Consider the following 13,375-nt stretch of genomic DNA (forward strand, 5'->3'; position numbering starts at 1 on the left):
CATGCAAGCGTTCCAACGTCTTACCTCCCAAGTGATTCCCTTGGATCGGGCCAATGTGGACACCGATGCCATCATTCCCAAGCAATTTCTGAAATCCATTCGCCGGACCGGGTTCGGCCCGTTTTTGTTCGACGAATGGCGTTACCTGGATCGGGGCGAGCCCGACATGGATTGCAGCAACCGGCCGAGAAACCCGGATTTCGTGCTCAATCAGCCGGAATACGCCCACGGCCGGATTCTTCTGACCCGCGAAAATTTCGGCTGCGGATCGTCCCGCGAGCACGCGCCCTGGGCGCTTGCCGACTACGGTATTCGCGTCCTCATCGCGCCCAGTTTCGCCGACATCTTCTATAACAACTGTTTCAAGAACGGTTTGCTTCCCATCGTTTTGGATACGGAGCAAATCGATCGATTGTTCCAGGAAGTCGGTCCCGGCTACGAATTGACCGTGGATCTTCACGCCCAGACCATCACTTTGCCCGACGGCGCCGTTTTTGATTTCGAGATCGACCCGTCCCGCAGGCAGCGCCTGTTGGAAGGTTTGGACGACATCGATCTGACCCTTCGGGATGCGAATGAGATCCGCCGCTTTGAAGATCGACGCCGCGAGGAAGCACCGTGGCTGTTTGCTTCTGCAACCTTGAATTAACGGAAATTTATGACCAAAAAAATCGCTGTTTTGCCCGGTGACGGCATCGGACCCGAAATCGTTCGCGAAGCTTTGAAGGTGCTCGATTGCCTGCGTCAAGATTTTGGCGTAGCCATGGAAACCGAAGATGCCTTGGTGGGTGGCGTCGCCTATGACGCCGAGGGCCATCCGCTGCCCCACGCCACCTTGTCCCTGGCCAAGGACGCCGATGCCGTTTTGCTGGGCGCGGTGGGCGGCCCCCGCTGGGAGTCCTTGGATTATTCGGTGCGTCCGGAACGGGCTTTGCTGGGACTGCGTTCGGAGTTGAACCTGTTCGCCAATCTGCGCCCGGCGGTTCTGTATCCCCAACTTGCCGACGCCTCGACCCTGAAGCCGGAGGTGGTTTCCGGTTTGGATATTATGATCGTGCGCGAATTGACCGGGGGGATTTACTTCGGCAAGCCTCGCGGAGTCCGCACTTTGGATAACGGCGAGCGGGTCGGGGTCAATACCCTGATTTACAACGAGTCGGAGATCCGCCGCATCGCTCATGCGGCGTTCCGGACCGCCATGCAGCGCGACCGTCGGTTGTGTTCGGTGGACAAGGCCAATGTGCTCGAGAGCACCGAACTATGGCGCCAGGTGTTGACCGAGGTGAGCAAGGAATATCCCGACGTCGCCTTGTCCCACATGTACGTGGACAATGCCGCCATGCAGTTGGTGCGGGCGCCCAAACAGTTCGACGTGATGGTGACGACGAATATGTTCGGGGATATCCTCTCCGACTGTGCGGCGCAGCTGACCGGTTCCATCGGCATGCTGCCTTCGGCGTCCTTGAACGAGGCGGGCAAGGGCATGTACGAGCCGATCCACGGCAGCGCGCCCGACATCGCCGGTCAAAATCTGGCCAACCCCCTTGCCACGATTCTTTCCTTGGGCATGTTGTTCCGGTACACCTTTCACGATGAGACCACTGCCGACAGGATCGATCGGGCCGTGGCGGCGGCGCTCGATTCAGGCGTCCGCACCGCGGATATCGACTCCCCGGGGATGCGTCGGGTCAGCACTGCGGAAATGGGGGATGCGGTGGTGGCCGCGCTTAGAGCCCGGGCAAACTGACGAACGGAGGAAATTATGGCCAAGACTTACAGCGTTGCGGTCGTCGGCGCTACCGGTGCGGTAGGCGAGGCGATGTTGGAAATTCTCGCACAGCGGAATTTTCCGATCGATCAAGTTTACGCATTGGCGAGCAGCCGATCGGCCGGAAAGCGGGTTCAATTCGGCGATAAACAAGTGGTGGTGCAGGATTTGGCCGAATTCGATTTTCGCCAAGCCCAGATCGGCCTGTTTTCCGCCGGCGCTTCCATCTCCGCCGAATATGCGCCCAAGGCCGCCGAGGCCGGGTGCGTGGTGATCGACAACACTTCCCAGTTTCGCTACGACGACGACATTCCCCTGGTGGTGCCGGAAGTCAATCCAGACGCCGTCGAAGCCTACAAGCAGAAGGGTATAATCGCCAACCCCAACTGCTCCACCATTCAGATGCTGGTGGCCTTGAAGCCCATCTATGATGCGGTCGGCATCGAACGACTCAATGTGTGCACCTATCAGGCGGTATCCGGTTCGGGTAAGGAGGCGATCGAGGAGTTGGCCATGCAGACCGCCCAGTTGCTCAACGGCAAGCCGATCGAGCCCAAGGTCTATCCCAAGCAAATCGCCTTTAATGTATTACCTCATATCGACGTATTCCTCGACAACGGCTACACCAAAGAGGAAATGAAAATGGTATGGGAGACCCGGAAGATCATGGAGGACGACTCCATTCAGCTGAATCCCACCGCCGTGCGTGTGCCGGTGTTCTACGGCCACTCGGAGGCGGTCCATTTGGAAACGCGGGACAAAATTGGCGCCGACGAGGCGCGCCGGCTGCTGGAGCAGGCGCCGGGAATCGTGGTGATGGATCGTCCCGAAGCGGGCGGTTATCCGACCGCGGTGACCGAAGCCGCAGGCAGAGATCCCGTTTATGTGGGGCGTATCCGGGAGGACATCTCCCATTCCCGCGGCCTGAATTTCTGGGTGGTCGCCGACAATGTGCGCAAAGGCGCCGCACTCAACAGCGTGCAAATTGCGGAGCTCCTGGTCAAAAAATATATTTGAGCTATTCTTACAGGGAAGGCAAGATTAGTTCAAAGGAGACCAACGTGCGCAAATTCGCGAAGACCCTGGCGGTGGTGGGTGTGATCACGCCGGCCGGCGTTAATGCCATCGGTGTGGGCGAGATTAAGTTGCACTCGGCGCTTAATCAAAGACTCTTGGCGGAGATTCCGCTTCGAGTTTCTTCCGGCGAAGATGTCTCCCAAATCCGGGTCAATCTGGCTCCCTCCGCCGCCTTCGGCAAAGCAGGCCTGCCCAGGCCCTACTACTTGTCGAATTTGCGCTTCAAGCCCACTCGCAGAGCGGATGGCTCCGTTGTTATTCAAGTCACCTCCAACGAAGTAATCCGGGAGCCTTTTTTGGATTTCCTGCTGGAGGTGGATTGGCCCCAGGGCCGCATGCTGCGCGAGTTCACGGTGTTGTTGGATCCTCCGATTACCTTTGAGGATACCGTCCGGGTGACCCAAGCCGCGCCCAGCGCGGCATCTCCTTCCGCTGAACCGGCTGCTCCCACCGAAGCGACGACACCGATCGGAAAAAGCGATGGTTATGGGCCGGTGCAACGCAACGAATCTTTGTGGTCGATCGCCAATCAGCTCAAACCGGATCCTTCGATCACCACCGAACAGATGGCGATGGCTTTGTTCAAGACCAATCCGGATGCCTTTTTGGAAGCCAACGTCAACGCTTTAAAAGCCGGCGTCACGCTCAAGCAACCGAACCGGGAGACTTTGATCGAGTTATCTCCCGCTCAGGCCAGACGCGAGTTTCGGCGCCACTATGACGCTTGGATGGCAACGCGCACGGCCGGCGATCCCGCCGCCACCGAATCGGCTCAAGAGCAAGAAAATCAAGCCCAATCGGAAGCGCGGCCGGAAGAAAACCCGATTGCTCAAAATCAACCCATCGACCAGATCGAACAGGGCCAGCTGAAATTGGAGGTTCCCGCCGAGGAGGAGCTGGAGTCTTCGCAAGTGGAAGTCCCGGTGGTGGAAAGTCCGAGTTCGGTCGATTCCGAAACCCAGGCCCTGGTCGAATCCTTGCAGGAGGAGAATCAAGCCCTGCGGGACCGGCTAGAAGCCCTGGAAGAGCAGATAGCGGCCCTGGTGGAAATAAAAAGCGCTCGGATGCAGGCCCTGCAGCAGCCGGGAGAGGATCAAGCTGAGAAACAAGGGCAAGCGCCGGAGGCGGTGATTGTCGACGTGGAGGAAGGGGCCGAGGCGGTCGCGCCATCCGCTCCGGAGTCGAATTCGGAGGAAACCGAAGCATCCACCGTAGAAAAGGAGCCTGTCGCGCCGGTGGAGGAGCAAGCCTCTGCCGGATCAATGCCCGCCCCGGTTGAACCGTCAGAAAAGTCGAGCGGGACGTCCGCCGGTGCGCCCGGTAAGGCAGCCAAACCCGACACGGTGGAGCCAAAGACAAAGGATCAATCCGCCGAAACCAAGCCGTCCAAGCCCGCGCCTAAAGCGCCGGAGCCCCCTCGTGCAAATCCGGTCAGTGAATCTCCGTCTTTTCCCGGGGAGATGCTGGACGAACCGTTTTATCTTTCTCTGGGGGGCGGCAGTCTGATTCTGCTGGGTATCGCCGGATGGATGATTTGGCGGCGGCGTCAGGCGGCCGCGGAGCAGGCCGACAGCCTCTTGGTGGAGGCGGATTCGGAATCTGTCGAAGGCGTTACCGAGGCGGTGCCGGCGGAGGTTGCGCCGGGAATGGGCGGGATGGAAGTGGCCGAAAATTCCTTCCTGAGCGAGTTCACTCCCAGCGATTTCGATATTCTGGAAGGGGAAAGCGCTTCGGTCGATCCGATCGCGGAAGCCGACGTTTATCTGGCATATGGCCGCTACCAGCAAGCGGAAGATCTGATCAAGCAGGTTTTGGACGAGAACCCGAAACGTTCCGATCTGCGCTTGAAATTACTGGAAATCTTCTATGCGAAAGAAGATTCCGAGGCTTACGATGTCTATGCGCAGGAATTGCAAGCCGACGGCGCCGACCAGGACACCGATTTTTGGGAAAAGGTAGCGGAAATGGGGCGGGAGCTATGTCCCCAGTCGTCCTTGTTTGCGGAACAGGCGCAGGCGTCGGCCCCATCGAATCGTGACGAAGACCCAAGCCCGGCGGTGGGTTTGGACGATAAAGACTCGGATTCCGGTTTGGCAAGGGAAGCGGAAGCGGAAGCGGGATTGGATTTCGATCTCGCAGCCTCGGATAGCGGAACCGGTATGCCGGAGGAGGAGATTGCCACCGAATCCGATCAACCGACCGAACAGCAGGCATCGGAAACCGAAGCCGAGGACGAAGCCGGCGACGATTCCAATGGTTTGGATTTCGATCTGGGGGATTTGGATCTGGAATCGGTTGAAAACCAGGCCAATTCGCCCGAATCTCGCGAACAAGATGAGAATGCCGATGGATTGGCGTTCGATTTTGACTTGGACTCATCGGAAGAAGATGACGCCGAGTCCAAGCAAACTATCGCCGGCGATGATCATCAGGAAACTCAAGGTCTTCAGGAAGACGAATCGAGCGCCGAGGATGATTACCATTTAAGTGATCTGGACGAATTGGATACCAAGTTGGATCTCGCTCGGGCCTATGTGGACATGGAGGATGTGGATGCAGCCAAGGAAATCCTGGAAGATGTCTTTTCCCGTGGCAGCGAGCAACAAAAAGAGGAAGCCCGAACCCTTTTGGATCAATTGGGGTTGGCCTCCTAAAAAACCACTTCTTACCCAAGTAAAGGAATCCGGGATGTCGGCGTTCCCGGATTCCTCTGAGCAAAAGCGTACCTTCCGATCCCATTTCATCCCTGCATTTCTCTCCTCATCCCTAGAGGCGGAAGTCCACCTCATGCCGGATTTTTGACTCGGTCCCGACGCTCTCTGCCTCTTATCTTCCAAGTTATTGAAAAATAAAAAATACTTTATTGGCCTTTTTCTTGCTAAAAATATCTTCGGGAGGTGTTAGATATGGCAGAAAAGGACAATTTGGATTTGGGCGAGGATCAAAAATCCTCGCGAAAATGGCTCATCATCACGAGTGTCGTCGCGATCCTTTTGCTGGGAGGAGGCGCCGCCCTGTATTTAAACGGCATGCTGCATTTCGGCAAAGATTCGGCGAAATCGAATGCCGAGGAAGAAGTCGATTCCGGCGAATCGCAACCGTCCAAGGACGCCAAATTTTATAAATTCGAACCTTTCGTGGTTAATTTCCCCGCCGACAGCGATGCGCAGTTGTTGCAAATCGGTTTCAGCGTGCTCACCTACGACGAGCAAACCGCGCAAGCGATGGAAAAACACGCGCCCATGCTTCGCAATAATTTGTTGTTGCTCTTGGGGCGTTATCGGCCGCAAGATTTGCAATCCGTCGAGGGCAAGGAAGCGTTGCGGCAAGCAATTACCGGGGAAATTCAGAAGGTGCTCGAACTCCGCACGGAAAGCGGCGGAAGGATCGAGTCGGTGTTTTTCACCCAGTTTGTGATGCAGTAGGTCATGTCTCTGGATGATCTGCTTTCTCAGGAGGAAATCGACGCTCTGCTTCACGGCGTCGATGAAGGAGAGGTTGAAACGGAGGAGGAGCCGCCGGCGTTTTCCCAGAACGAGATTCAATCTTACGATTTTTCCAGTCAGGATCGCATCGTCCGGGGACGGATGCCGACCCTGGATATGGTCAATGAGCGTTTCGCCCGGCATTTTCGGATCAGTCTATTCAATCTATTGCGGCGAACCGCGGAAGTCACCGTCGTCGGTGCCCGGGTGCTCAAGTTTTCGGAATTCGTGCACAGTCAATTCGTGCCCACCAATCTCAATTTGATCCGTTTCCATCCCCTGCGGGGAAGGGCGCTCATCGCCATGGATCCCATGCTGGTATTCACCGCGGTGGACAATTATTTCGGCGGTAGAGGGCAGTTCTACAACAAAGTGGAAGGGCGCGAGTTCACCGCGGTGGAGATGCGGATCATTCGTATCCTCCTGGATCTGGCATTCAGGGACCTCCAGGAGGCATGGAAACCGGTGATGGATATTAAACCCGAGTACGTCCAATCGGAAGTCAACCCGCAATTCGCCAATATCGTGAGTCCTTCCGATATCGTCATCAATTCCACCCTCCACATCGAATTGGAAGGTGGCGGTGGGGATTTTCACGTCGCCTTGCCTTATGCCATGCTCGAGCCGATTAAGGATCGGCTGGACAGCATTCAGAGCGATCGCGGGGATGTGGATGAGCGCTGGCGAAGAGCGCTGCACTACGAGGTCATGGACAGCTCGGTGGAGGTGTGCGGCATTTTATTGGAGAAGCAAATGACTTTGGCTCAGGTACTGGACTTAGAACCCGGCGACATTATTCCTGTGGATATCCCCGAGCAGGTGATGTTGTGTTCCGAAGAGGTCCCTCTGTTTTTGGGTCAGGTGGGGGTGGCCGACGGCAGTTACGCGGTCAAGATCGAACATAAGGTCGCGCGGGGGCCGGAGACCAAGCCCCCCGCGCTGTTAGGCGAACAGGCGCAAGGGAAAGGAGAGGTCGATGAGTGATAACGAAGAGCTTGAACCCAGGGAATCGATCCGGGAAACCCAACCAGAGGATTCCACGGGCGAGGACGGCGAACTTCTGGAGGAGGATTGGGAGGCGGCGCTGGCGGAGCAGACCAATCAACAGGAATCCTCCGGCGATGAGGAATATACGCCGGCCACCTACGATCGTTTCGAGCAGGACAAACCGAGCGGCCGATCGACTTCGGAAGATCTCAACCTGGATGTCATCTTGGACGTGCCGGTGACGCTTTCCATGGAGATCGGCCGAACGCGCATCAGCATCCGCAATCTGCTTCAGCTGAATCAGGGCTCGGTGGTGGAACTCGATCGGCTTGCCGGCGAACCGATGGACATTATGGTCAACGGTACCTTGATCGCCCACGGTGAGGTGGTGGTGGTCAACGACCGCTTCGGGATCCGCTTGACCGATGTCATCAGCCCGGCGGAACGGGTGCGTAGGTTGCGATGAACAAAAAATGGCCGTTCGTCAGCTGCTGGGTGGCTCCCGCCGCGTGGGCGGCACCGACCCCGCACGGTTTGAATCCCGCGCTTGCCGGCCAATGGCTGGGAGGCTTGGTGCTGGTATTGATCCTGGTTTTTGCATGCCTGTGGCTGCTTCAGCGCTTGAATCGTTGGAACGCGCCCGGCGGTGGGCAAATTCGCCTCCTGGGCGGTTTGTCCCTGGGGCATCGGGAAAGAATGGTCGTGGTCGAATTGGGAGAAACCCAGTTGGTCTTGGGCGTGGCGCCCGGCCGGGTACAAACCTTGCATGTCCTGGAAGGGGATCGACGCCTGTCGCAAGCGGAAGCGGGCGGGTTCGGCAAACAGCTCAGGCAGGCTTTGGCCCAGCGGGGGAAAGACGCATGAGAATTTGGTGGGGAATCGGATTGGCGCTTGCCCCCTTGGCGGTGGTTGCGGCACCGGGGATGGATGCGGTGCAAGTGATTTCCTCGGGGGATGGGGGGAAGACCTATTCCATCAGCATCCAGGTGCTGGCCTTGATGACCGCCTTGACGGTGCTCCCGGCATTGCTGCTTTCCATGACTGCATTCACCCGCATCATGATCGTCCTGGCCATTCTGCGTCAGGCATTGGGAACGGGACAGACGCCCAACAACCAAATATTGCTGGGAATCTCCCTGCTCTTGACCGGTTTCATCATGATGCCGGTGTTCGATAAAGCCTACCAAACCGGCGTGGCTCCCTACCTGGAGGAAAAGATCGAAGCCGGCGAGGCCTTGCGGCGATCGCTGGTGCCGGTGCGCCAATTCATGTTGCGGCAAACGCGGGAAACCGATCTCGCCTTGTTTGTGCGGCTCTCGGGGCGGGAGGATTTGACCTCGATAGAAGAGGCGCCCATGACCTTGGTGGTGCCGGCCTTCATGACCTCGGAGCTGAAAACCGCCTTTCAGATCGGCTTTCTGCTGTTTTTGCCGTTTCTGGTCATCGATTTGGTCGTGGCCAGTGTGTTGATGTCCATGGGGATGATGATGTTGTCGCCGGTCATCATTTCCCTGCCGTTCAAACTGATGTTGTTCGTTTTGGTGGATGGCTGGGCTTTGGTGATGGAAACCCTGGCGGCGAGTTTTTATACGGGGTAGGGAGATGGACGCCGATACCGTCATGACCGTCGCCCATGAAATGCTCTGGGTGACCTTGAAGCTGGCCGCTCCCATTCTGATTGCCGTGCTGGCCGTCGGCTTGTTGATCGCCATGTTTCAAGCCGCCACCCAGATCAATGAAATGACCTTGACCTTCGTTCCCAAGCTAATCGTGGTCGCCATCGTCCTGGTGGTGGCGGGGCACTGGATGCTGCGTCTGGTGGTGGGATACACCCGGGCGTTGTTTGAGAGTATTCCCTCCTTGATCGGCTAGGAAATGATGACCTTTAGTCATTCCAGGCATTTATTGGGAGCCGGAGGGAACGCTCCGGAACCGTTCGCAGCAGGGAGGCTGCGATACGAGCGTACACGGAGGTATTTACAGCGAGTTTCGGGGCGTTCCCTCCGGTTCCTCTTACGAAGAGCAACAGATTTTGGCCATGCACTGGACTGATGCGCAGCTGATCGATTGGTTGGGGCGTTTTTTCTGGCCGTTTCTGCGTATCGGATCGCTTTTTATGACCCTGCCGGTGCTCAACAACCATTCGGTGCCGCTGCGGGTTAGAGTGATTTTGGCGGTCGCCGTCACCGCCGTGGTCATGCCCACCCTACCACCGGTTCCGTCGTTGAATTTACTTGGCTTGCAGGCCGTCATGGTGGCGGTGCGGGAAATTTTAATCGGCGCCGCGACCGGTTTTATCATGCAGATGGCCTTCGCCGTTTTGGTATTCGCCGGACAAAGCATCGCCTACAGCATGGGTTTGGGGTTCGCCGCCATGATCGACCCCCAGTTGGGGGTACAGGTACCCATCGTTTCCCAGGTATACCTCCTATTCGGCACCTTGTTGTTTCTCGGTCTGGACGGTCATCTACTTTTGATCGATTTGTTGGCGGGAAGCTTCCAGACTTTGCCGGTGAGGCTGTCGGGGTTCGATCGCGACGATATTTGGACGCTTATCGGTTGGAGCAGCAATGTCTTCGTCGGTGGTGTGCTTTTGTCGCTGCCTATCGTGATCGCGCTGCTTTTCGTGAATATCGCCCTGGGAGTTGCGACCCGGGCGGCTCCGCAGCTCAACATTTTTTCGGTGGGTTTTCCCATCACCCTGGGCTTGGGGTTGGGATTGATCTGGGTGACTTTTCCTCTGGTACTCGAACAGTTCGCCGGAGAACTGCCGGCCGTCTACGAGCTGATCCGAAAATTGCTCAGGATCTAGGATGGCCGAGGAAAGCGGACAAGAACGTACCGAGGAACCGACCCAGAAACGGTTGGACGACGCACGCCGGAAAGGGCAGATTCCCCGTTCGCGAGAACTCAATACTTTCGTCGTTCTGATGGCGGGAATACTCGGATGCGGCGTGTTCGGCGGCTATATGGCCAAGGGGCTGGCTCAGGTAATGACCACCAATTTCCGCCTCCCCCGGGAAACCCTGTTTCAACCCGGCGCCGTGCTGGAACACGCCATGGCGGCTCTGTTGGATGCCTTGCTGCTGCTGACGCCGTTGTTGGCAATCATGGTGGTTGCCGCCGTGGCCGCGCCTCTCCTCTTGGGCGGTTGGCTGTTCAGCTGGGAAAGTCTGCAGCCGAAATTCAGCAAATTCAATCCTGCGGAAGGATTGAAACGCATGTTCGGCGTGCGCGGTTTGATGGAGTTGGCCAAGTCGCTGCTCAAGATGCTCTTGCTGGGGTCGGTCGCTTACGGAATCCTGCGGATCCTCGAGGCGGATGTTTTGGCTTTGGCGGGGGAGGATCTGGCGGCGGCGGTCGCCGACGGGTTGAAGGATTTATGGTGGTCGACCCTCTTGCTCGGCGCTTCGCTGGCGGTGTTGGCCGGCATCGACGTCCCCTATCAGCTTTGGGATCATCGCCGCAAGCTCAAAATGACCTTGCAGGAGATCAAGGATGAGATGAAGGAGTCGGAGGGCCGTCCCGAGGTGAAGTCAAAAATCCGACAACTTCAGCGCGAGCGTTCCCAGCAGCGCATGATGGAGGAAGTCCCCGAGGCCGACGTGGTGGTCACCAACCCGACCCATTACGCGGTCGCGCTCCGATACGACCAGACCCGCGGCGGGGCGCCGCGGGTGGTGGCCAAGGGGGTCGATCTGATTGCCGCGCAAATCCGCAACAAGGCGGTATCCGCCGGCGTTCCCCTGGTGGCTGCGCCGCCGTTGGCACGGGCTTTGTATCACAGTACCGAGTTGGAGCGAGAGATCCCCGAAGCCCTCTATCTGGCAGTGGCTCAAGTATTGGCTTATGTATACCAGCTGAAGACGGCTCGAACGCCCCACGAATCACCTGCACCGCCGTCCGATTTGCCCGTGCCGGAAGAATATCTACAGGAAAATTGACCAGGGAGACTGAACACATGAATCCATCCGCGATTATGCGCCGGCTCAAAGGGATCGGCGGTCTCGGCCTAGGTGCGCCGATCCTGGTTCTGCTGATGCTGATGCTGCTGGTGCTGCCCCTGCCGGCGTTCGTATTGGATTTGTTTTTTACCTTTAACATCGCCTTTTCGCTGATCATTTTGCTGGTGGTGATCTACACCGCCCGCCCCCTGGATTTCGCGGTGTTTCCGACGGTTCTATTGGTGGCGACATTGCTCCGCTTGGGGTTGAACGTGGCCTCGACCCGGGTGGTGTTGCTGGAGGGGCATACCAGCCCGGATGCCGCCGGCAGGGTGATCGAGGCGTTCGGCGCTTTTGTCATCGGAGGCAATTTCGCCGTGGGGCTGGTGGTATTCGCGATTCTAGTGATCATCAATTTCGTGGTGATTACCAAGGGGGCCGGCCGGGTATCGGAAGTCAGCGCCCGCTTCACCTTGGATGCCATGCCCGGGAAACAGATGGCCATCGACGCCGATCTCAACGCCGGTTTGCTTTCCCAGGACGAGGCCCGGGTCCGGCGGGCGGAGGTTGCGCAGGAGGCGGATTTCTACGGCGCCATGGATGGGGCGAGCAAATTCGTGCGCGGCGACGCCGTCGCCGGCATCTTGATCCTCTTCATCAACATCATCGGGGGGCTGGTGGTGGGCATGGCCCAGCACGAAATGTCCATCACCGAGTCGCTGCAGCGCTACGTTCTGCTGACCATCGGCGATGGGCTGGTGGCGCAGATTCCTTCCTTGTTGCTGTCGGTGGCCTCGGCCATTTTGGTGACGCGGGTTACCAATAGCGACGAAGACGTGGGCCGGCAATTCAGCGCCCAGTTCCTCGATCACCCCAAACCCCTGGCCATCAGCGCCGGCGTCATCGGTTCCTTGGGGCTGATTCCCGGGATGCCCAATCTGCCGTTCCTGATCTTGGCCTCGATACTGGGGGGGAGCGCCTGGTATTTAACCCAGCGCGGCCGCCGGCAGGCCAGCGAGGACCTGGAGGCCGAGTCGTCTCCGCCGGAACCGGAAGTGCGGGATCTGAGTTGGGAAGATGTCATGCCGGTGGATCGGGTCGGACTGCAAGTCGGCTATCGCTTGATTCCCCTGGTGGATAAGCAACAAGGCGGGCAGCTCATGAGCCGGATCAAAGGGGTGCGCAAAAAGCTGTCGCAGGAGCTCGGTTTTCTGATTCCGTCGGTGCATATTCGCGACAATTTGGATTTGGCGCCCAATGCCTATCGGCTACAGGTTCTGGGCGTAACGGCGGGGGAAGCCGAGATTCATCCGGATCGGGAAATGGCCATCAATCCGGGACAGGTGTTCGGCTCGATTCAAGGGGTGGAAGGGAAGGATCCGGCCTTCGGTCTGGATGCGGTGTGGATCGACTCGGCGCAAAAAGACCACGCCCAGGCTCTGGGTTACACGGTGGTCGATTCGGAAACGGTGGTCGCCACCCACTTGAGCCAGGTGCTTCAGGACCACGCCCACCAGTTGTTCGGCCATGAAGAGGGGCAGCAATGGCTCGACAACTTGGCCAAAGTGGCGCCCAAGCTGGCGGAACTGCTGGTGCCTCAAATCATTCCCCTCACCGTGTTGGTAAAAGTCCTACAACGGCTCCTCAAGGAGAAGATATCCATCCGCGACATGATCACCATTGCCGAAACTTTGGCGGAGCACGGCGGTATCAGTCAGGATTCCGACGCTCTCACCGCCGCGGTGCGGACTGCCTTGGGACGGGCCATCGTTCAGAAAATCAATGGTTTGGAGTATGAATTGCCGGTGATCACGCTGGATCCGGAGTTGGAACAGTTGTTGCAGAAAACTTTACAGAACGCCGGCGCCGAAGGAGCGGGCATCGAGCCGGGCCTGGCTCAACGCATGCACCAACTGTTGGAACAGCAGGCCCAAAGCTTGGAGGCAACCGGCAAGCCGGCGGTATTGTTGGTATCGGCGTTGTTGCGGGCTTGGTTCTCGCGTTTCGTTCGCCACAGTATCCCGGGGCTTCATGTACTGGCCTATAACGAAGTGCCCGAAGACCAACAAATCAAGGTGGTCGGTGTGGTCGGCCAGCAAACTTGAAACGATGAG

13 protein-coding genes are annotated in these 13,375 nt (G+C 57.9%); all 13 read left to right on the plus strand.

The window, feature by feature from the left end; all coding sequences use genetic code 11:
- The first annotated feature begins 1 nt into the window (after position 1).
- Positions 2-649 carry a 3-isopropylmalate dehydratase small subunit gene (gene leuD, locus H035_RS0104800; RefSeq protein ID WP_022947863.1) on the plus strand — a complete coding sequence of 216 codons (648 nt, stop codon included), beginning with the start codon at positions 2-4 and terminating at the stop codon, positions 647-649.
- Between the two features lie 9 nt (positions 650-658).
- Positions 659-1,747: a 3-isopropylmalate dehydrogenase gene (gene leuB / locus H035_RS0104805; protein ID WP_022947864.1), complete on the plus strand. Its 1,089-nt coding sequence runs from the start codon at positions 659-661 to the stop codon at positions 1,745-1,747.
- A 15-nt stretch (positions 1,748-1,762) separates the two neighbouring features.
- Entirely contained in the window at positions 1,763-2,785 is a 1,023-nt protein-coding gene (locus H035_RS0104810; RefSeq protein ID WP_022947865.1) for an aspartate-semialdehyde dehydrogenase, read from the plus strand.
- A 44-nt stretch (positions 2,786-2,829) separates the two neighbouring features.
- Positions 2,830-5,499: a FimV/HubP family polar landmark protein gene (locus tag H035_RS0104815; RefSeq protein ID WP_022947866.1), complete on the plus strand. Its 2,670-nt coding sequence runs from the start codon at positions 2,830-2,832 to the stop codon at positions 5,497-5,499.
- Positions 5,500-5,751: 252 nt separating this feature from the next.
- Positions 5,752-6,270 carry a flagellar basal body-associated FliL family protein gene (locus H035_RS0104820; protein WP_022947867.1) on the plus strand — a complete coding sequence of 173 codons (519 nt, stop codon included), beginning with the start codon at positions 5,752-5,754 and terminating at the stop codon, positions 6,268-6,270.
- A gap of 3 nt (positions 6,271-6,273) precedes the next feature.
- Entirely contained in the window at positions 6,274-7,314 is a 1,041-nt protein-coding gene (gene fliM / locus H035_RS18210; protein WP_022947868.1) for a flagellar motor switch protein FliM, read from the plus strand.
- A complete protein-coding gene (gene fliN / locus H035_RS0104830; protein ID WP_022947869.1) occupies positions 7,307-7,783 on the plus strand; it encodes a flagellar motor switch protein FliN in 477 nt (158 codons plus the stop codon). Before fliM ends, fliN begins: the two co-directional genes overlap by 8 nt.
- Positions 7,780-8,181 carry a flagellar biosynthetic protein FliO gene (fliO, locus tag H035_RS18215; RefSeq protein ID WP_022947870.1) on the plus strand — a complete coding sequence of 134 codons (402 nt, stop codon included), beginning with the start codon at positions 7,780-7,782 and terminating at the stop codon, positions 8,179-8,181. The genes fliN and fliO overlap by 4 nt, the downstream gene beginning before the upstream one ends.
- Complete coding sequence (gene fliP, locus H035_RS0104840) at positions 8,178-8,915, plus strand: flagellar type III secretion system pore protein FliP (RefSeq protein WP_022947871.1); 738 nt, start codon at positions 8,178-8,180, stop codon at positions 8,913-8,915. The genes fliO and fliP overlap by 4 nt, the downstream gene beginning before the upstream one ends.
- Positions 8,916-8,919: 4 nt before the next feature.
- Complete coding sequence (fliQ, locus tag H035_RS0104845) at positions 8,920-9,189, plus strand: flagellar biosynthesis protein FliQ (RefSeq protein ID WP_022947872.1); 270 nt, start codon at positions 8,920-8,922, stop codon at positions 9,187-9,189.
- A 166-nt stretch (positions 9,190-9,355) separates the two neighbouring features.
- Positions 9,356-10,129, plus strand: a complete 774-nt coding sequence (gene fliR, locus H035_RS0104850; protein WP_022947873.1) for a flagellar biosynthetic protein FliR — start codon at positions 9,356-9,358, stop codon at positions 10,127-10,129.
- A 1-nt stretch (position 10,130) separates the two neighbouring features.
- A complete protein-coding gene (flhB, locus tag H035_RS0104855) occupies positions 10,131-11,261 on the plus strand; it encodes a flagellar biosynthesis protein FlhB (RefSeq protein ID WP_022947874.1) in 1,131 nt (376 codons plus the stop codon).
- A gap of 17 nt (positions 11,262-11,278) precedes the next feature.
- Positions 11,279-13,366, plus strand: coding sequence for a flagellar biosynthesis protein FlhA (gene flhA, locus H035_RS0104860; RefSeq protein ID WP_022947875.1), 2,088 nt, complete (start codon positions 11,279-11,281; stop codon positions 13,364-13,366).
- Positions 13,367-13,375: the final 9 nt, after the last annotated feature.

The sequence above is a fragment of the Methylohalobius crimeensis 10Ki genome (assembly GCF_000421465.1).
In the GTDB taxonomy this organism is placed as follows: domain Bacteria; phylum Pseudomonadota; class Gammaproteobacteria; order Methylococcales; family Methylothermaceae; genus Methylohalobius; species Methylohalobius crimeensis.